Genomic DNA, 18,277 nt, shown 5'->3' with positions numbered 1-18,277 from the left:
TGTTAACGGAACAATTATACGGTGAAGCGCAGCTGTTAATGAACCATTAAATGCGTTACAACGCATTTGGCCCCAGCGAGTAAACGGGATAACCATGTTCGCGCCATTCCGTCAGGAGCTGCTGCTGGGAAGCGGAGGGGACTTCGCCACACCAGACCAGCAGCGTCTGCCCCTCAAACAGTTCCGGCCTGAGCTGTGCCAGGGAGTGTGCAAGCACGTCAACGCGCCAGCCCTGCTGGGTGGCAATCCAGGCTTCGAGCCACAGCCGGGTGGTATCGTGGACGTTCCAGCCGATCACCAGCGCATCTTTGCTGTTTTTATTCCGCGCTGAGGCAAGACAGACGGAAATATAGTTAATCAGCACGCCATCAAGCATGCTGAGCAGTGCCTGTAAGGTGGTTTGCTGACACTGAAGCCGACGCCGTAGGGGAATAAAAAGATGGGTGATCAGGGTTTGCGCGGGGTAGTCTCGACCCTGTTCTTTGATCCAGCCGCGCAGACGCTGCAAATTGCCGGTCTGCAACAGCCTCAGCAGCGTTTCCTGCTGCTCGCGCCAGAGATGCTGCGTATCAGGATCGTCCTGGCTCAGAAGCGACTTCACTTTGCCTACCTGTACGCCATTGTCGATCCAGCTTTTGATCTCGCGGATCCGGTCAATATCCGCATCGTTAAACAGGCGGTGCCCGCCGTCCGTTCTTTGCGGCTTAAGCAATCCATACCGTCGCTGCCACGCCCGTAGCGTAACGGGATTGATATCACACAGGAGTGCCACTTCACCTATCGTGTAAAGCGCCATTTTCGCCCCCAGGCTTGCGCGTCCCCAGCTTAACTGTAGACCCACTTTGCGGAACCAGGAAGATTTGATTCTTTTTTGTACAGATTATACGAAAGACAGGTTATCTCCGGCAAAAGGTGTGATGACGGACACGATTTATCGCTTTTTTGGCACGTTTCAAAGAAAGTTAACCGCCATCAGTGTATGTTACGCGTTTTTAGAATGTGCGGTTTGTGAGTATGTACGAGTTTAATCTGGTGCTGCTGTTGCTTCAGCAGATGTGCGTGTTTCTTGTCATCGCCTGGTTGATGAGCAAAACGCGCCTGTTCATTCCGCTGATGCAGGTCACCGTCCGTCTGCCGCACAAATTCCTCTGCTACGTCGTATTTTCCATATTCTGCATTATGGGGACCTGGTTTGGTCTCCATATTGAGGATTCCATCGCCAATACGCGCGCCATTGGCGCGGTAATGGGCGGGCTGCTCGGAGGCCCGGTCGTGGGCGGTCTGGTGGGGTTAACCGGCGGCCTGCACCGCTATTCGATGGGCGGTATGACGGCACTAAGCTGCATGATCTCCACCATTGTCGAAGGGCTGCTCGGTGGTCTCGTCCACAGCTATATGATTAAGCGCGGACGGCCGGATAAAGTGTTCAGTCCCCTTACCGCCGGGGCGATCACCTTCGTGGCGGAAATGGCGCAGATGGCGATCATCCTGCTGATCGCGCGCCCGTTTGACGATGCGTTACATCTGGTCAGCAGCATTGCCGCACCGATGATGGTCACCAATACCGTAGGTGCGGCGCTGTTTATGCGCATTCTGCTCGACAAACGCGCCATGTTCGAAAAATACACCTCGGCATTTTCTGCCACCGCATTAAAAGTTGCGGCGTCGACGGAAGGGATCCTGCGGCAGGGATTCAACGAGGAGAACAGCATGAAGGTGGCGCAGGTGCTGTATAAAGAGCTGGATATCGGGGCCGTGGCGATTACCGATCGCGAAAAGTTGCTGGCGTTTACCGGTACCGGGGACGACCACCATCTTCCAGGTAAGCCGATCTCCTCGGCCTACACTTTGCGCGCTATTGAAACGGGTGAAGTGGTGTATGCCGACGGGAATGAAGTGCCGTACCGCTGTTCCCTGCATCCGCAGTGCAAACTTGGCTCTACGCTGGTTATTCCCCTGCGGGGCGAAAACCAGCGCGTCATGGGCACCATTAAGCTTTACGAAGCCAAAAATCGCCTGTTCAGCTCCATCAACCGCACGCTGGGGGAGGGTATCGCCCAGCTGCTTTCGGCGCAAATCCTGGCGGGGCAGTATGAACGGCAAAAAGCGCTGCTGACGCAGTCAGAAATTAAGCTCCTGCACGCTCAGGTGAATCCGCATTTCCTGTTTAACGCGCTCAACACGCTGAAGGCGGTGATCCGCCGCGACAGCGATCAGGCCGCGCAGCTGGTGCAATTTCTGTCGACATTTTTCCGCAAAAACCTGAAGCGTCCCTCGGAGATCGTCACCCTCGCGGACGAGATTGAGCACGTAAACGCCTATCTGCAAATTGAAAAAGCGCGCTTCCAGTCACGTTTACAGGTGTCGTTATCCGTCCCGGATGAGCTGGCGTATCAGCATCTTCCGGCCTTTACCCTGCAACCGATTGTGGAGAACGCCATTAAGCATGGGACGTCGCAGCTGCTGGGAACCGGAGAAATCATGATTTCCGCTTCCCGTTTTAACCACCATCTGGTGCTGGATATTGAAGATAACGCGGGGCTGTATGAAGCCTCCGCGTCAGGCGGTCTGGGCATGAGCCTGGTGGATAAGCGCCTGCGCGCACATTTTGGTGATGACTGCGGTATCACCGTCGCCTGTGAGCCAGACCGCTATACCCGAATTACCTTACGATTGCCGCTGGAGGAGAACGCATGTTAAGAGTGCTGATTGTTGATGATGAGCCGTTAGCACGGGAAAACCTGCGTGTCCTGTTGCAGGAGCAGAGTGATATTGAGGTCGTGGGGGAATGCGCCAATGCCATTGAAGGCATCGGTGCTGTGCATAAACTGCGCCCGGACGTGCTGTTCCTCGATATTCAGATGCCGCGCATCAGCGGTCTGGAGATGGTCGGCATGCTCGACCCGGAGCACCGTCCCTATATCGTCTTTCTGACGGCTTTTGATGAGTACGCGGTAAAGGCGTTTGAAGAGCACGCGTTTGATTATCTGCTGAAACCGATTGAAGAGAAACGCCTTGAAAAGACCCTGACCCGTCTGCGCCAGGAGCGTACCGCGCAGGACGTGACGCTGCTGCCGGAGCATCAGCAGCCCCTGAAGTTTATCCCCTGTACCGGGCACAGCCGGATTTACCTCCTGCAAATGGACGACGTTGCCTTTGTCAGCAGTCGTCTGAGCGGGGTATACGTCACCAGCGCTGAAGGCAACGAAGGCTTTACCGAGCTTACGTTACGCACGCTGGAGAGCCGCACGCCGCTGATTCGCTGTCATCGACAGTATCTGGTGAACATGGCGCACCTGAAGGAGATCCGCCTGGAAGATAACGGCCAGGCCGAACTGGTGCTACGTGCAGGGCAAACCGTGCCCGTCAGTCGTCGCTATCTGAAAAGTTTGAAAGAGGCGATAGGGCTGTAAAACTGGTACACTGCGCGCCATTGCATCATCGACATTCGAAGGCTCTATGCTAAGTAACGATATTCTTCGTAGCCTGCGCTACACCCTGAAAGCGAACAATAATGACATGGTGCGCATTCTTGCGCTCTCCGACATGGAATCCACGTCCGCCGGGTTCGACACCTGGATGACTAAAGAAGATGAAGAGGGTTTTGTTCGCTGCCCGGACATCATTCTGTCGGGCTTCCTGAACGGCCTGATCTACGACAAGCGCGGCAAAGATGAATCTGCGCCTGAGCTGGCGCTTGAGCGTCGGGTGAATAACAACACGGTGCTGAAAAAGCTGCGTATTGCGTTCTCCCTGAAAACTGACGACATTCTGGCGATCATGACCGAGCAGAAATTTCGCGTGTCGATGCCGGAAATCACCGCCATGATGCGCGCGCCGGATCATAAAAATTACCGCGAGTGTGGGGATCAGTTTCTGCGTTATTTCCTGCGTGGGTTGACGCAGCGGGTGCATAACCAGAAGGGGTGATTTTTAGCCGGGTGGCGGCCTCGCCTTACCCGGCCTAAAAACTCGTTGACCCGTGCAAGCGTAGCGCCGCCGGGTAAAAAAAAGCCGGATTCTCATCCGGCTTTTTTATTACTTCACCTGCTGACCCGGCTTCGCGCCTTCGTCAGGGCTTAACAGGAAGATGTCTTTTCCGCCCGGGCCTGCGGCCATCACCATCCCTTCAGAGATGCCGAAGCGCATTTTACGCGGCGCCAGGTTTGCCACCATCACGGTCTGACGACCGATCAGCACCTGCGGATCAGTATACGCGGAACGAATGCCGGAGAAGACGTTACGTTTCTCGCCGCCCAGATCCAGCGTCAGACGCAGCAGTTTGTCAGAACCTTCCACGAACTCCGCGTTTTCGATCAGCGCCACGCGCAGGTCGACTTTGGCGAAATCATCAAAGGTGATGGTCTCCTGAATCGGATCGTCCGCCAGCGGGCCGGTCACCGGCGCGGCAGCCGCTTTCACCTCTTCTTTTGATGCTTCCACCAGCGCGTCAACCTGTTTCATCTCGATGCGGTTATACAGCGCCTTGAAGGTGTTCACCTTGTGGCCGAGCAGCGGCTGCTGGATGGCATCCCAGGTCAGTTCGGTGTTCAGGAATGCTTCCGCGCGGGCTGCCAGCTGCGGCAGAACCGGCTTCAGCCAGGTCATCAGCACGCGGAACATGTTCAGACCCATGGTGCAGATCGCCTGCAAGTCGGCGTCGCGGCCTTCCTGTTTCGCCACCACCCATGGTGCCTGCTCGTCGACATATCGGTTGGCCACGTCTGCCAGCGCCATGATTTCGCGAATGGCTTTACCAAATTCACGACTTTCCCAGGCTTCGCCAACCGCAGCGGCGGCGTCGGTGAAGGTTTTATACAGCTCAGGATCGGCCAGTTCGGCAGAGAGCACGCCGTCAAAGCGTTTAGCGATAAAACCTGCGTTACGGGACGCCAGGTTCACCACCTTGTTGACGATGTCCGCGTTCACGCGCTGCACGAAATCTTCCAGATTCAGGTCGATATCGTCGATGCGGGAAGAGAGCTTCGCGGTGTAGTAGTAGCGCAGGCTATCCGCATCGAAGTGGTTCAGCCAGGTGCTGGCCTTAATAAACGTCCCGCGAGATTTGGACATCTTCGCGCCGTTGACCGTTACGTAGCCGTGTACGAACAGGTTAGTCGGCTTGCGGAAATTGCTGCCTTCAAGCATCGCTGGCCAGAACAGGCTGTGGAAGTAAACGATGTCTTTGCCGATGAAGTGGTACAGCTCGGCGGTGGAATCTTTCTTCCAGTACTCGTCGAAGCTTAGGGTATCGCCGCGCTTGTCACACAGGTTCTTGAAGGAGCCCATGTAGCCGATTGGCGCATCCAGCCAGACGTAGAAATATTTGCCCGGCGCGTTCGGGATTTCGAAGCCGAAGTATGGCGCATCGCGGGAGATATCCCACTGCTGCAGACCGGATTCAAACCACTCCTGCATCTTGTTCGCCACCTGCTCCTGCAGCGCGCCGCTGCGGGTCCACGCCTGCAGCATTTCGCTGAACGACGGCAGGTCGAAGAAGAAGTGCTCGGAGTCACGCATCACCGGCGTGGCGCCGGAAACCACGGATTTCGGCTCGATAAGCTCGGTCGGGCTGTAGGTCGCGCCACACACTTCGCAGTTATCGCCGTACTGGTCCGGGGATTTACATTTCGGACAGGTGCCTTTGACGAAACGGTCCGGCAGGAACATGCCTTTTTCCGGATCGTACAGCTGAGAGATGGTGCGGTTTTTAATGAAACCGTTCTCTTTCAGACGGGTGTAGATCAGCTCTGACAGCTCGCGGTTCTCGTCGCTGTGCGTGGAGTGATAGTTGTCATAGCTGATGTCAAAGCCAGCAAAATCGGTCTGATGCTCCTGACTCATTTCGGCGATCATCTGTTCCGGGGAAATTCCCAGCTGCTGCGCTTTCAGCATGATTGGGGTGCCGTGGGCATCGTCCGCACAGATGAAGTTCACCTCGTGGCCGCGCATTCGCTGGTAACGGACCCAGACATCAGCCTGGATATGCTCCAGCATGTGGCCGAGGTGGATTGAGCCGTTGGCGTACGGCAGGGCGCACGTTACCAGAATTTTTTTCGCGACTTGAGTCATAGTAGGCATTACTTCTTTTAACTGTGAAAAGGGTTTTCGATATTACCAAAAGGGGCATTATTAAGTAAGCACAAACCACGGCCTTTCAGGTAAACTTGTTCATCTAAGGTCTTATTCACAAGAACAAAGGAGTCGGGATGAGTTCTCAATCCCAGGCCAAATCACCGGAAGCCTTACGAGCAATGGTCGCCGGGACGCTGGCTAATTTTCAGCATCCAACCCTGAAGCACAATCTCACGACGCTGAAAGCGCTTCATCATGTCGCATGGCTGGACGATACGCTGCACATTGAGCTGCAGATGCCGTTCGTCTGGACCAGCGCCTTTGATGCCCTGAAAGAGCAAACCAGTTCTGAGCTGCTGCGCATTACTGGCGCAAAAGCAATTGACTGGAAGCTAAGCCACAGCATCGCCACGCTCAAGCGCGTGAAAAATCAGCCGGGCGTTAACGGCGTGAAGAACATCATCGCCGTCAGTTCTGGCAAGGGTGGGGTGGGTAAATCGTCGACCGCCGTGAACCTGGCGCTTGCTCTGGCGGCAGAAGGGGCGAAAGTCGGCATTCTGGATGCTGATATTTATGGCCCGTCCATTCCGAACATGCTGGGTGCTGAAAACCAGCGTCCAACTTCGCCGGACGGTACCCACATGGCGCCGATCGTGGCGCACGGTCTGGCGACCAACTCCATTGGTTACCTGGTCACGGACGATAACGCAATGGTCTGGCGCGGCCCGATGGCCAGCAAAGCTTTGCTGCAAATGTTGCAGGAGACGATGTGGCCGGATCTGGATTATCTGGTACTGGATATGCCGCCGGGCACCGGTGATATCCAGCTGACGCTGGCGCAGAACATTCCGGTCACCGGCGCCGTCGTGGTCACCACGCCGCAGGATATCGCGCTGATCGACGCCAAAAAAGGCATCGTCATGTTCGAGAAGGTGGAGGTGCCGGTACTCGGCATTGTCGAAAACATGAGCATGCACATTTGCAGCAACTGTGGACACCATGAGCCGATCTTCGGTACCGGCGGTGCGGAGAAGCTGGCGGCGCAATATCACACCCAGCTGCTGGGGCAACTGCCGCTGCATATCACACTGCGTGAAGATCTGGATAGCGGTAAGCCGACGGTGGTCAGCCGTCCTGATAGCGAATTCACGGAAATCTATCGTCAGCTGGCGGGGCGCGTTGCGGCGCAACTGTACTGGCAGGGGGACGTGATCCCGAGTGAGATCGCCTTCCGCGCGGTATAACGCCTCTGCGCGTTAGTGCCGGGTGGCGGCTTCGCCTTACCCGGCCTACCTCGATTTTGTAGGTCAGGTAAGCGTAGCGCCACCTGACTTTACCCAAGCCGATAGTGCATCAAATAATACTCTCCTTCCGGAGAATCCCCCGTCGCCTCAATGTGCCAGCCGTGGCGCTGGTAAAACGCAACCGCCCGCTCATTCTTCACCAGACACTTCAGCGCGCCTGTACTGGTAAACGTCCTCTGTACTTGTTCCAGTAACAAACGGCCAACTCCCAGACGCTGATACTGCGGGTCGACAAACAGATTGTGCAAAAAGTTATCATTTTCCCAGACGGAGGCAAACCCTACCCGGTGACCGTCGTGAATCGCAACCCAGATCTGCTCGTCACGCGTTGCGGCGTCAAAATCCTCAAGCTGCCATTCAGAATTGTCCAGCCATGGCCAGGCCACGCGTCGTGCATGCAGGTACAGCGTGCGCAGAAATGGCCGGTCGTCCTCCTGCCAGGGCCGGATCATCGTATCAGCGGTGATAGAAAATATCTCCGTTATAGGCTTTGTAGATTTTGCCATCAGCATCGCCAATCAGAACGTAATTTTCACCCATGTAGGTCCAGTGCGTACCGGCATCGGGCGCGGGAAGGTTACGCAGCTGGTACTGTTTGATGGTGTACTCTGGCGTCTGATACTGCGCGGGCGCGGTATCGCCAATCTTAAATTTGGTGAAGTCGGCGATGAACTCCTGTTCTTCATAAGCCTTAATGCCGGAAGGCGCGGCGGCCGTTTGCGGGGCTGCGAATGCGGAGCCCGCCAGAGACAGTAATACACCCAGAAGCACCAATTTACGCTTAGCCATTTTTTCTCCAGTGATATCGTTACGGATACGCTTGTCTGCGGGGGACAGTGCGGCAGACAGCCCATTTTAAGTATCAAAACAGGGTGTGTTTGAAAAAAAATGTAACAAAAGTGAACGGTTTTGTGTAGTGCCAGCGGTTGTGAGTATTTTTGATATGAATGCGTGCTGACGGGAATAATTCATTGTAACTATCGTTTTGCTGAATTAATTCTGAAAATACATTGTTGCCGTAATTTTATAAACTGTAGATCGTGCTTTTTTTTGCCACAGGCTTTAAGATTTTCAGGAAGATTATATTTTAATTAATTGCCCGTCACAGATCGGGCAATTCGTGTCTTCACTTTTAGATTACGTTTTAGTATTCCCTTGAAAAGAAACTTATTTCAAGCGTGGGTTAGCGCAGGGCTGCGCCCCGTCGGGCGTTCGCTACGAGCAGGGATGATAAGTATATATAAATGAAAAACACAACAGCATTATCTGTAATATTCTTAGCAATAAGTCAGTTGGCGGGGTGCGTAATTTCTCCCGGCCAAACGTTAAGTTCCGCAGGCAAAAAAATAATTGCGCCGGCTGATCTCAATAATAGTTTAGATAAACAAATCGAAATTTATCCACTTACGCCCGGATTAATTGAGAAACTACGTCCCGCAGCAGCTAAATCTCAGGCAAATCCTAATCTTGATGAGCAGGTCAAAAACTGGGAATACCGTATTGGAATCGGTGACATCCTGACGGTCACCGTCTGGGATCACCCGGAGCTGACTACGCCCGCGGGACAGTATCGCAGCGCAAGCGATACGGGAAACTGGGTCAATGCCGATGGCACGCTCTTTTATCCTTACGTGGGTAAACTGCACGTGGCGGGAAAAACGGTTTCCAGAGTGCGCGAGGAGATCACCGCGCGGCTGGATAACGTCATTGAAAGCCCCCAGGTCGACGTCAGCGTTGCCGCTTTCCGTTCGCAAAAAGCCTACGTTACGGGAGAAGTGGCGAAATCTGGCCAGCAGGCCATCACCAACATTCCGCTGACGGTTATGGATGCCGTTAATGCCGCAGGTGGGCTTACTGCTGATGCGGACTGGCGGAACGTGGTGCTGACTCACAACGGTCAGGATTCCCGAATTTCCCTGTATGCCCTGATGCAGCATGGCGATTTAACCCAGAATAAGCTGCTCAACCCTGGCGACATCTTGTTTATTCCCCGCAACGATGCGCTGAAAGTATTCGTGATGGGCGAAGTTGTTAAACAGAGCACGCTGAAGATGGATCGCAGCGGCATGACGTTGGCCGAAGCGCTCGGCAATGCCGGTGGCCTGGACCAGAATATGGCTGATGCGACGGGTATTTTTGTTATCCGCTCGGTACGCGAGTCCGGGAAAATTGCGAATATCTATCAACTGAATGCAAAAGACGCTTCGGCCATGGTGCTGGGCACCGAGTTTCAGCTTGAGCCTTACGACATTGTCTATGTCACCACTGCTCCACTCTCCCGCTGGAATCGCGTAATAACACAGCTTGTTCCGACAATCAGCGGGGTGCATGACCTCACCGAAACGGTTCGTTATATCAGATCGTGGCCGCAATAATGTTCGAATCAATACTCGTGGTATGTACCGGAAATGTCTGCCGTTCTCCGATTGGAGAACGGCTTTTGCGCCAGCACTTGCCCGACAGACACATCACCTCGGCGGGAATACTCGGCCTTGAGGGGTATCCGGCGGATGAGTGCGCCCAGGACGTGGCCTGGCGGCATGGGATCTCCCTCGACGGTCATGTGGCGCGCAGGCTGACACGCAGGCTGATGCAGGGATCCGATCTCATCCTGGTTATGGAGCCGGAACATCTTCGCTTCATTGCAGCCATGGCGCCGGAAAACAGGGGGAAGTCGCTGCTTTTTGGGCAGTGGCTGGAGCCGCAGGATATCCCAGACCCCTATCGTAAAAGCCGTGAAGCGTTTGAATATGTGTTCGGGCTATTGGGTAAAGCCAGCCAGGAATGGGCACGTCGTTTAGGACAGAAAGGAATAAAGCATTAATGTCGTCTTACACAACAGACAATTATGGTGCAGGGGCACCCGAACAAAATGAAATCGATCTCGTTCGTTTGCTCGGCGAAATGATCGACCACCGCACGATGATATTGTGCGTGACTTTCCTTTTCACTTTATGCGCGGGCCTCTATGCCTGGGTTACGCCACCTGTTTATCAGGCGGATGCTATGGTGCAAATAGAAAGCAAACAGGATAACGGCCTGCTCAAAGGCTTGAGCCAGCTGGGCACCGATATTTCGCCGGATGTTGCCCCTGAAATTTTACTGTTGAAATCTCGCATGATCCTCGGCGAGACCGTCGACAAATTAGATCTGACGTATCAGGCAAAGCAGCGCGTTTTGCCTGTGGTGGGGCGTCTCTGGCAGCGTCTGCAAGGGCGTGGCCAGGGCAACATAACGTTAGGCGAACTCCAGATCCCGCAGGTGGAGGGCAAAGCGCAAGAACTCACGCTGACCGTACAGGAAGCGGGAAGGTATCACCTGACGGGCGAAAACATTGAGGCAGACGGCCAGGTTGGTAAAACGCTGGTTACGCAAGGGATCGTGCTGCGGGTGACCTCGATTGAGGCGACGCCAGGCACACAGTTTTCGCTTAAGTCGTTGACGCGCCTGGAGACGATCAATGCACTGAAGAAGCGTCTGACGGTCGTGGAATCGGAGAAACAGAGCGGTATTGTGACCTTAACCCTGACGGGTGAAGATCCTGACAAAATCGCCCGGGTGCTGAATGCGATAGCTGAAAATTATCTTCAGCAAAATATCGCGCGCCAGGAGGCTCAGGATTCGCGTAGTCTGGATTTTTTACAGGAGCAGTTACCGAAAATCAGAGCGGACCTGGATCAGGCTGAAGCGCGGCTGAATGCCTACCGGGCGCAGCGCGACTCTGTGGATCTGTCTTTAGAGGCAAAATCCGTCCTGGATCAGGTTGTGAACGTTGAGAATCAGCTAAATGAGCTGACGTTCCGGGAGGCAGAAATTTCCCAGCTCTTTAAAAAGAGTCACCCTACTTACCGTGCATTGCAAGAAAAAAGACAAACCCTTGTGCGGGAACGGGATCGTCTTAATAACCGTGTGTCCTCTATGCCCTCCACGCAGCAGGAGATTTTACGCCTGAGCCGCGATGTTGAGTCGGGCCGCACGATTTATTTACAGCTTTTGACGCGTCAGCAGGAGCTGAATATTTCCCGCTCCAGCGCTGTCGGGAACGTGAGGATCATTGATGAGGCGGTTACACTCCCGGATCCGATAAAACCGCGAAAAGCGCTAATCATTGCGCTTGGCGCGCTGTTCGGGCTCATCCTTTCAATGGGGACCGTACTGGTACGTCAGGCGTTCAAACGTGGGATCACGCTTTCCGAACAGCTGGAAGCGCAGGGGATGCCGGTTCTGGCGACGTTACCACGTTCACAGTGGCTGTGGAGTAAAACGCATTTGCGCAGAAAAAATCCGTTTTCTCGTCGCTGGACACACAAAACCTCGGATGTGCCTTTCCTGCCAGTCGATCGCCCTGCTGATATGTTTGTTGAAGCGGTACGCGGGCTGCGAACCAGTCTGCATTTCACCATGATGGAGGCTGAGAATCGCATTGTGATGATTTCTGGCCCCACGCAGGACTGCGGAAAAACGCTGGTGGCGACGAACCTGGCGGCCATTGCCGGGCAGAGCGGTCAGCGGGCGCTGTTTATTGATGCGGATATGCGCCAGGGTTATGTGCATAATATTTTTGGCCTGGAGAACCGCCACGGATTATCCTGCCTGCTGGAAGGGAAGCGCGACTTTGGGGAGGTCATTCAGCATGCTGAAAAAGGGGGAATTGACGTCATCACCTGCGGCCCGGAACCCCTGCGTCCGTTAGAAATGCTGTTAAGCGAACGGTTCATTGACATCATGTCCTGGGTTAACGAGCACTATGACATTGTCATCATCGATACACCCCCAGTTCTTGCCGTCAATGATGCCGCGCTGGTTGCCAGAGCAGCCGGAACAACGCTAATGGTTGCCCGTTACGATAAAACCAGCGTGAAAGAGATGGAGAATACCGTTAAACGTCTACAGCACGTTGGCGTGAAGGTCAGCGGCACAATCCTCAACGATATTGTTAAATCCGCAGCGCTGTTTTACAGCTCGGGGTACAGCCAGTATGACTACGGTTATGCTTCGAGGAAAAAAGGATAGGGGCGTCAGGACGGGATAATAAACCCTCTCCCGGATGGGAGAGGGAAAAGCATTACTTCGCCATCACTTCCTGCGCGGTACGCTCAACCAGAGACAGCAGGACTTTAACGTCCTCCAGCGTCACGGTTGGGTTCAGCAGGGTCAGCTTCAGGCAGGTGACGCCGTTATGCTCGGTCACCCCGACGTTTGCGCGGCCGGATTCCAGCAGCGCATCGCCAATTTTCTGGTTCAGCAGGGCGATACCGGCGTCATCCATCTGGGTCTGCGGACGGAAGCGGAACAGCACGCTTGCCAGCTGGGGTTGCATAACCAGTTCCAGAGCAGACTGCTCTTTTACGTAAGCCGCAACCTGCTGTGCCAGCGTCACGCCGTGATCGATAATTGCCGCGTATTGCTCCTGACCCAGCGCTTCCAGGCTCATCCACAGTTTCAGCGCGTCGAAACGACGGGTGGTTTGCAGAGATTTGGAAACCAGGTTAGGCACGCCCGCTTCTTCATCGAACTCAGAGTTCAGGTAAGCCGCCTGATAGCGCATCAGCTCATAATGACGTGCTTCTTTCAGCAAGAAGGCACCGCAGCTGATGGTCTGGAAGAACTGCTTGTGGAAGTCCAGCGTTACGGAGTCCACAAGTTCAATGCCGTCCAGATAGTGACGATACTGCTCAGACATCAGCAGCGCGCCGCCCCAGGCCGCATCAACGTGTACCCAGATATTCTGTTTCGCAGCCAGCTCAGCAATAGCACGCAGCGGATCGATAGCACCCGCATCCGTCGTGCCGGCCGTGGCCACAATCGCCAGAATCTGTTCGCCGTTCGCGTTGCACTGTTCGATTTTCGCCGCCAGATCGGTGAGATCCATGCGGGAGAATTCGTCCGTTTTCACCTGCACCACGGACTGGTAGCCCAGGCCCATCAGCGCCATGTTTTTCTGCACGGAGAAGTGGGCGTTTTCAGAGCACAGCACGCGAATTTTGCGCAGATCGCCCACCAGACCGTCCTGCTGTACCGAGTGGCCTTGACGCGCGAAGAACGCATCACGCGCCAGCATCAGGCCCATCAGGTTACTCTGGGTGCCGCCGCTGGTGAAGACGCCTGCGTCGCCAGCCTGATAACCCACGCGGGTACGCAGCCATTCGATCAGCTTGATCTCAATAATGGTTGCGGACGGGCTTTGATCCCAGGAGTCCATACTCTGGTTGGTGGCGTTAATCAGCACTTCCGCCGCCTGGCTTACAACCAGGCTTGGGCAGTGCAGGTGCGCCACGCACTGCGGGTGATGAACGGACAAACTGTCTTTCAGGAAGAACTCCACGGCGCGTTCAATCGCCGCTTCGTTGCCCAGCCCTTTCGGGTTGAAATCCAGCTTAATACGGTCGCGCAGCTCCGCGACCGTTTTGCCCTGGTACATCTCAGGCTGTTTCAGCCACTGCATCACAGCCTGAGTGCTTTGTTCAATCGCCTGCTGGTAAGCTTCAATGCTCTGGGCAGAGGAGAACAAAATTGGGTTTGAATCAGACATCGTAATCAACAACTCCGGTTACGCCGGGCGAACGCCCGCAGCAAGCAGTGCCTGCTCGAATTTATCCAGGAAGACTTTCAGCTCGTCATCGCTGATCAGCAGTGACGGCAGCAGACGCAGAACGATACCGTTACGGCCGCCACGCTCCAGAATTAGGCCTGCTTCGAAGCACTTCTTCTGGATCAGTGCAGACAGCTCGCCATCGCCCGGGAAGCAACCCATGTGGTCGGCGGCTTCATGTGGCTTAACGATTTCAATACCGATCATCATGCCCAGACCGCGAACGTGGCCGATAACCGGATAGCGTTTCGCCATCTCTTTCAGCTGGCCTTTCAGCCATTCGCCCTGTGCGGCAACTTTGCCCGCAATATTCTGGTCTTTCAGGATCTTCAGCGTCGTCAGACCGGTTGCCATCGCCAGCTGGTTGCCGCGGAAGGTACCGGTGTGGTGACCAGGCGCCCACGCATCGAACTGCTTCTTGATACCGAGCACAGCCAGTGGCAGACCGCCGCCAACTGCTTTGGACATCACGATGATGTCAGGCTCAATGCCTGCGTGTTCGAAGGCAAAGAATTTACCGGTACGGGCAAAGCCAGCCTGAACTTCGTCGAGGATCAGCAGAATGCCGTGTTCCTGAGTCACTTTACGGATGCGCTGCAACCACTCAGCCGGAGCCGGGTTCACGCCGCCTTCGCCCTGAACAGCTTCCAGGATCACCGCGGCAGGTTTACGCACGCCGCTTTCAACGTCGTTGATCAGGTTATCGAAGTAGTAGGTCAGCGCCTTCACGCCCGCTTCACCACCGATACCCAGTGGGCAGCGGTACTCGTGTGGGTAAGGCATGAACTGGACTTCTGGCATCATACCGTCAACCGCTTCTTTCGGAGACAGGTTACCGGTGACGGACAGTGCACCGTGGGTCATACCGTGGTAACCACCAGAGAAACTGATGATACCGCTGCGACCGGTTACTTTTTTCGCCAGCTTCAGCGCCGCTTCAACGGCGTCAGCCCCGGACGGGCCAGTGAATTGCAGGCAGTACTCTTTGCCCTGACCAGGCAACAGAGAGAGGAGGTATTCTGAAAACGCGTCTTTCAACGGCGTAGTCAGATCCAGGGTATGTAACGGCAAGCCGCTGGTAATGACATTTTGGATGCTTTTCAGCACATCAGGATGATTGTGGCCAAGCGCGAGGGTGCCTGCGCCTGCTAAACAGTCAAGGTATTCTTTATTATCTGCATCGGTGATCCACACGCCTTCTGCTTTCGTGATCGCTAAAGGCAGTTTGCGCGGATAACTCCTGACGTTAGATTCAAACTCGGCCTGACGGGCCAGATAGGTTTCGTTGCTTTTGTGGGCATCTACGGTGTCAATACGGACTTTATCCGTCATCATATCACTCCTACAACCGCCGCTTCGTTATGAGCAACGATTGAATAAAAAGTTAAAAAACAGATGGGGCCTGAAAAAAACGCCGCCAATATAGAGCCTTTTGTCACCGGGCTCAATGGTTAATTTGTTTACTGTTTTGTGACACAGGGCACAGGGGAGGGGATAACCTCATTTTTCGGCAAAAATATGCAGTTTATTCCCAATAAAAACAGTGATTTATATATGGATTGTCAGCATTGTAAAATCAGATGAAAGAGTGTGGCAAATTGTGCGCCTGGCAGGCTAAAAGGAGGCGGAGAGCCTCCTTAGACTGTTTATTTTTGGGTAACGCGTAAAACGCCGTGTTCACGTCCCTTTGTTTTATTCCATGACGCGTCCGTAATACCGTTTTCATCCAGGCTTATCGATATCACAAAACCGTTACCATGGATCTCATAGAAATTCGCATTCAGACGTTTAACGCTGGCTTTTTTGCCGTTCACGGTAGCGTTAAAAAAGCCGTTAGAAAGGGTAGCGTTAACCGTATCCGACGAGAACGAGGCTTCGCGAAGGGGATCGTGTACGGATGCCGTTGGTTCGTGTTGTGCCGCGTTTTCCGCTTTGGTTTGGCTGATATCGCAAGATCCATCGCCAGCGCTAATTTGCGTGCATCCCGAGCGCTCTAACTGAGCACGATAGTGTGCGCTAATGGCGTGTGCAGGCGAAATACACCCAGCAAGTACGGCAGCGCTTAACACTAGCATCATTGATTTTTTCATTTTATCACCTTAAAAACGACACAAATAATAAGAAACGTACATAATGCCGATCCAGACCCCGACCGAAATAAGCAATAGATACAGGGCAGCTGAAATAAAAATGTGTTTGAGCATGTTATTGGCCATCATCATACTTTCCATCAGCGAAGTACTGTCGCCCTGAAAAGCTTCCTCTATTATGAATGTAGTCGAGTTACGTGTTTTTCTTAAAAGCCAATCCCGATGCCTGCGCCCATAGCAAGATCATTATTTGTAGAATCGCTTACGCCAGCTTTAACGATGGTGTTGCTACCAACGTGGAAGGATGCACCCACACTAACAGCTTGCTCGTCTTTAAAGCTACCTACACCAGCAGAGAACATGACAGCCTGTTCTTTCTCTACTTGAGGCATAGAGGCGATAGCTACAGCGCTAGCAGCACCTGAACGGGCTTCTTTCTTATTGCTATCAACTTCATCTTTCAGGCTCTTGAATTGAGAGTTAGTGTTAGCTTGCGCTTGTGCGAACACTTGTTGAGCAGCTTTCAGATCTTTAGCTTGTGCTGTAGTTTGGGTATTGAGTGACTTAACCAGATTGATAGTTTTAGTATCAACTTCTTTCTTAGTGATGGTAGTTGTGATTCCGTTAGAGCCAGCTTTACCTGCATCCCCTTTGACCTGCTCCCCGTTGATTAGTACACCCCGATGTTAGTAATGTCTTCATAAGCCACATGAGGACATCCCCATGAAGAAGCGTTTTTCCGACGAACAGATCATCAGTATTCTCCGCGAAGCCGAAGCTGGGGTACCCGCCCGTGAACTCTGCCGCAAGCATGCCATTTCCGATGCCACGTTTTACACCTGGCGTAAGAAGTATGGCGGTATGGAGGTGCCTGAAGTTAAGCGCCTGAAGTCGCTTGAGGAAGAGAACACCAGACTCAAGAAGCTGCTTGCCGAAGCCATGCTGGATAAAGAGGCGCTTCAGGTGGCTCTTGGGCGAAAGTACTGACGACAGACCAGAAGCGGGAAGCCGTGATGTTGATGTGTGATGCGACCGGTCTGTCGCAACGTCGTGCCTGCAGGCTTACAGGTTTATCCCTGTCGACCTGCCGCTATGAGGCTCACCGTCCGGCTGCTGATGCGCATTTATCAGGGCGCATCACTGAGCTGGCACTGGAGCGCAGGCGTTTTGGCTACCGTCGTATTTGGCAGTTGCTGCGCCGTGAAGGGCTTCATGTTAATCATAAGCGCGTGTACCGGCTTTATCACCTCAGTGGCCTGGGCGTAAAACGCAGAAGACGTCGTAAAGGGCTGGCAACAGAACGTCTGCCGCTGCTCCGTCCGGCGGCGCCCAATCTGACCTGGTCGATGGATTTCGTCATGGACGCACTTTCCACCGGTCGCAGGATCAAGTGTCTTACCTGCGTCGATGATTTCACAAAGGAATGCCTGACGGTCACTGTTGCCTTTGGGATTTCAGGCGTTCAGGTCACGCGTATTCTGGACAGCATTGCACTGTTTCGAGGCTATCCGGCGACGATAAGAACTGACCAGGGGCCGGAGTTCACTTGCCGTGCACTGGATCAATGGGCCTTTGAGCATGGTGTTGAGTTGCGCTTAATCCAGCCGGGCAAGCCAACGCAGAACGGATTTATTGAGAGCTTTAACGGACGATTTCGCGATGAATGTTTGAATGAGCACTGGTTCAGCGATATCGTTCATGCCAGGAAAATTATTAATGACTGGCGGCAGGATTATAACGAATGCCGCCCGCACTCCACGCTGAATTATCAGACACCGTCTGAATTTGCAGCGGGCTGGAGAAAGGGTCATTCTGAGAATGAAGATTCCGACGTTACTAACTGAGTGTTGTATCTAATCGTGGGGGCAGGTCAGCTGAACTATAAATAGTTTACGTTTGGAAATGTTGATCTAAATCACAGTTAGCACATATAGCTTAAATGGTTGGATGTGATATTAAAGGCATTTAAGCATTACAAAACAAGGGGTTGTATAGACGCTGTGTTTTTAGATGTATAAGTTGATGTTTATAAATGAAATTATATTTCAAGTTCATTCAATGGATTTTTTAAATGTATACTTTGAATCATAATTCATAACTTTCATATGAAATTAACTTTAATTGAAGCTGAAAGTAAGCATTATGAATGAGGAAAAACGGGTTAATATAAGATTTTTAACAAAAAGTGCTATTTTTTAATAAAATGTAAAAAAAGT

Annotated in this window: 16 protein-coding genes; 8 read left to right on the top strand and 8 right to left on the bottom strand. The window is 53.4% G+C overall.

Annotation, left to right across the window (positions count from 1 at the left end):
- Nucleotides 1-55 precede the first annotated feature (55 nt).
- Nucleotides 56-796 (bottom strand): HTH-type transcriptional regulator MlrA, encoded by a 741-nt coding sequence (mlrA, locus tag ACQG03_RS14350; protein WP_022648677.1) that lies wholly within the window; start codon nt 794-796, stop codon nt 56-58.
- A gap of 218 nt (nt 797-1,014) precedes the next feature.
- On the opposite strand from mlrA, the gene ACQG03_RS14345 reads away from it, so the two are divergent.
- From ACQG03_RS14345 to ACQG03_RS14335, 3 genes are read left to right on the top strand one after another with little or no spacing between them, the layout of a single operon-like run.
- A complete protein-coding gene (locus ACQG03_RS14345; protein WP_003859271.1) occupies nt 1,015-2,700 on the top strand; it encodes a sensor histidine kinase in 1,686 nt (561 codons plus the stop codon).
- On the top strand, nt 2,694-3,413 hold the full coding sequence (btsR, locus tag ACQG03_RS14340; RefSeq protein WP_022648676.1) for a two-component system response regulator BtsR: 720 nt from the start codon (nt 2,694-2,696) through the stop codon (nt 3,411-3,413). Before ACQG03_RS14345 ends, btsR begins: the two co-directional genes overlap by 7 nt.
- Nucleotides 3,414-3,459: 46 nt before the next feature.
- A complete protein-coding gene (locus ACQG03_RS14335) occupies nt 3,460-3,930 on the top strand; it encodes a DUF1456 family protein (protein ID WP_015572337.1) in 471 nt (156 codons plus the stop codon).
- A 108-nt stretch (nt 3,931-4,038) separates the two neighbouring features.
- On the opposite strand, the gene metG is transcribed toward ACQG03_RS14335, so the two are convergent.
- On the bottom strand, nt 4,039-6,072 hold the full coding sequence (gene metG / locus ACQG03_RS14330; RefSeq protein WP_063163792.1) for a methionine--tRNA ligase: 2,034 nt from the start codon (nt 6,070-6,072) through the stop codon (nt 4,039-4,041).
- Nucleotides 6,073-6,209: 137 nt separating this feature from the next.
- On the opposite strand from metG, the gene apbC reads away from it, so the two are divergent.
- Nucleotides 6,210-7,319, top strand: coding sequence for an iron-sulfur cluster carrier protein ApbC (gene apbC, locus ACQG03_RS14325; protein WP_023300574.1), 1,110 nt, complete (start codon nt 6,210-6,212; stop codon nt 7,317-7,319).
- Nucleotides 7,320-7,408: 89 nt separating this feature from the next.
- Here apbC and ACQG03_RS14320 read toward each other — a convergent pair whose 3' ends face one another.
- The gene (locus ACQG03_RS14320; RefSeq protein WP_032622520.1) at nt 7,409-7,885 is read right to left on the bottom strand and encodes a GNAT family N-acetyltransferase; all 477 of its coding nucleotides are present in this window, start codon (nt 7,883-7,885) and stop codon (nt 7,409-7,411) included.
- The gene (locus ACQG03_RS14315; protein ID WP_022648672.1) at nt 7,836-8,168 is read right to left on the bottom strand and encodes an RcnB family protein; all 333 of its coding nucleotides are present in this window, start codon (nt 8,166-8,168) and stop codon (nt 7,836-7,838) included. Before ACQG03_RS14315 ends, ACQG03_RS14320 begins: the two co-directional genes overlap by 50 nt.
- A 455-nt stretch (nt 8,169-8,623) precedes the next feature.
- On the opposite strand from ACQG03_RS14315, the gene ACQG03_RS14310 reads away from it, so the two are divergent.
- The 3 genes from ACQG03_RS14310 to ACQG03_RS14300 are packed head-to-tail and all read left to right on the top strand — an operon-like array spanning nt 8,624 to nt 12,392.
- Nucleotides 8,624-9,754, top strand: coding sequence for a polysaccharide export protein (locus tag ACQG03_RS14310; RefSeq protein WP_022648671.1), 1,131 nt, complete (start codon nt 8,624-8,626; stop codon nt 9,752-9,754).
- Complete coding sequence (locus ACQG03_RS14305) at nt 9,754-10,203, top strand: phosphotyrosine protein phosphatase (RefSeq protein ID WP_022648670.1); 450 nt, start codon at nt 9,754-9,756, stop codon at nt 10,201-10,203. The genes ACQG03_RS14310 and ACQG03_RS14305 overlap by 1 nt, the downstream gene beginning before the upstream one ends.
- Nucleotides 10,203-12,392 carry a polysaccharide biosynthesis tyrosine autokinase gene (locus ACQG03_RS14300; RefSeq protein WP_063163793.1) on the top strand — a complete coding sequence of 730 codons (2,190 nt, stop codon included), beginning with the start codon at nt 10,203-10,205 and terminating at the stop codon, nt 12,390-12,392. Before ACQG03_RS14305 ends, ACQG03_RS14300 begins: the two co-directional genes overlap by 1 nt.
- Nucleotides 12,393-12,444: 52 nt before the next feature.
- Here the strand turns inward: ACQG03_RS14300 and ACQG03_RS14295 are convergent, their stop codons facing one another.
- The 4 genes from ACQG03_RS14295 to ACQG03_RS14280 all read right to left on the bottom strand — a co-directional run bounded on the left by ACQG03_RS14295 (nt 12,445) and on the right by ACQG03_RS14280 (nt 16,570).
- The gene (locus ACQG03_RS14295) at nt 12,445-13,911 is read right to left on the bottom strand and encodes a pyridoxal phosphate-dependent decarboxylase family protein (RefSeq protein WP_038416407.1); all 1,467 of its coding nucleotides are present in this window, start codon (nt 13,909-13,911) and stop codon (nt 12,445-12,447) included.
- 18 nt (nt 13,912-13,929) lie between these two features.
- Nucleotides 13,930-15,306, bottom strand: coding sequence for a diaminobutyrate--2-oxoglutarate transaminase (locus tag ACQG03_RS14290; RefSeq protein WP_032623920.1), 1,377 nt, complete (start codon nt 15,304-15,306; stop codon nt 13,930-13,932).
- 311 nt (nt 15,307-15,617) lie between these two features.
- Nucleotides 15,618-16,061 (bottom strand): hypothetical protein, encoded by a 444-nt coding sequence (locus ACQG03_RS14285; RefSeq protein WP_063163794.1) that lies wholly within the window; start codon nt 16,059-16,061, stop codon nt 15,618-15,620.
- A 206-nt stretch (nt 16,062-16,267) separates the two neighbouring features.
- A complete protein-coding gene (locus ACQG03_RS14280) occupies nt 16,268-16,570 on the bottom strand; it encodes a YadA C-terminal domain-containing protein (protein ID WP_058677654.1) in 303 nt (100 codons plus the stop codon).
- 214 nt (nt 16,571-16,784) lie between these two features.
- Here ACQG03_RS14280 and ACQG03_RS14275 point away from each other — a divergent pair.
- Nucleotides 16,785-17,905 (top strand): IS3-like element ISSen4 family transposase gene (locus tag ACQG03_RS14275; RefSeq protein ID WP_085950818.1). Its coding sequence is split into 2 segments (ribosomal slippage): nt 16,785-17,043 and nt 17,043-17,905, totalling 1,122 coding nucleotides; the frame shifts between segments, so codons are not numbered across the junction.
- The last annotated feature ends 372 nt before the right edge of the window (nt 17,906-18,277 follow it).

It is taken from the genome of Enterobacter cloacae complex sp. 342H5 (assembly GCF_050030905.1).
In the GTDB taxonomy this organism is placed as follows: Bacteria; Pseudomonadota; Gammaproteobacteria; order Enterobacterales; family Enterobacteriaceae; genus Enterobacter; species Enterobacter intestinihominis.
Note: the sequence above shows the minus strand (reverse complement) of the source record. Positions and strands in the feature narration are given on the sequence as shown.

What these genes read in the sequence shown, in the direction of transcription:
- ACQG03_RS14300 (WP_063163793.1), top strand. Translation starts at nt 10,203, where the DNA reads ATGTCGTCTTACACAACAGACAATTATGGTGCAGGGGCACCCGAACAA.
- ACQG03_RS14305 (WP_022648670.1), top strand. Translation starts at nt 9,754, where the DNA reads ATGTTCGAATCAATACTCGTGGTATGTACCGGAAATGTCTGCCGTTCT.
- apbC (WP_023300574.1), top strand. Translation starts at nt 6,210, where the DNA reads ATGAGTTCTCAATCCCAGGCCAAATCACCGGAAGCCTTACGAGCAATG.
- ACQG03_RS14320 (WP_032622520.1), bottom strand. Translation starts at nt 7,885, where the DNA reads ATGGCAAAATCTACAAAGCCTATAACGGAGATATTTTCTATCACCGCT.
- ACQG03_RS14295 (WP_038416407.1), bottom strand. Translation starts at nt 13,911, where the DNA reads ATGTCTGATTCAAACCCAATTTTGTTCTCCTCTGCCCAGAGCATTGAA.
- mlrA (WP_022648677.1), bottom strand. Translation starts at nt 796, where the DNA reads ATGGCGCTTTACACGATAGGTGAAGTGGCACTCCTGTGTGATATCAAT.
- ACQG03_RS14315 (WP_022648672.1), bottom strand. Translation starts at nt 8,168, where the DNA reads ATGGCTAAGCGTAAATTGGTGCTTCTGGGTGTATTACTGTCTCTGGCG.
- ACQG03_RS14335 (WP_015572337.1), top strand. Translation starts at nt 3,460, where the DNA reads ATGCTAAGTAACGATATTCTTCGTAGCCTGCGCTACACCCTGAAAGCG.
- ACQG03_RS14310 (WP_022648671.1), top strand. Translation starts at nt 8,624, where the DNA reads ATGAAAAACACAACAGCATTATCTGTAATATTCTTAGCAATAAGTCAG.
- metG (WP_063163792.1), bottom strand. Translation starts at nt 6,072, where the DNA reads ATGACTCAAGTCGCGAAAAAAATTCTGGTAACGTGCGCCCTGCCGTAC.
- btsR (WP_022648676.1), top strand. Translation starts at nt 2,694, where the DNA reads ATGTTAAGAGTGCTGATTGTTGATGATGAGCCGTTAGCACGGGAAAAC.
- ACQG03_RS14345 (WP_003859271.1), top strand. Translation starts at nt 1,015, where the DNA reads ATGTACGAGTTTAATCTGGTGCTGCTGTTGCTTCAGCAGATGTGCGTG.
- ACQG03_RS14285 (WP_063163794.1), bottom strand. Translation starts at nt 16,061, where the DNA reads ATGAAAAAATCAATGATGCTAGTGTTAAGCGCTGCCGTACTTGCTGGG.
- ACQG03_RS14290 (WP_032623920.1), bottom strand. Translation starts at nt 15,306, where the DNA reads ATGATGACGGATAAAGTCCGTATTGACACCGTAGATGCCCACAAAAGC.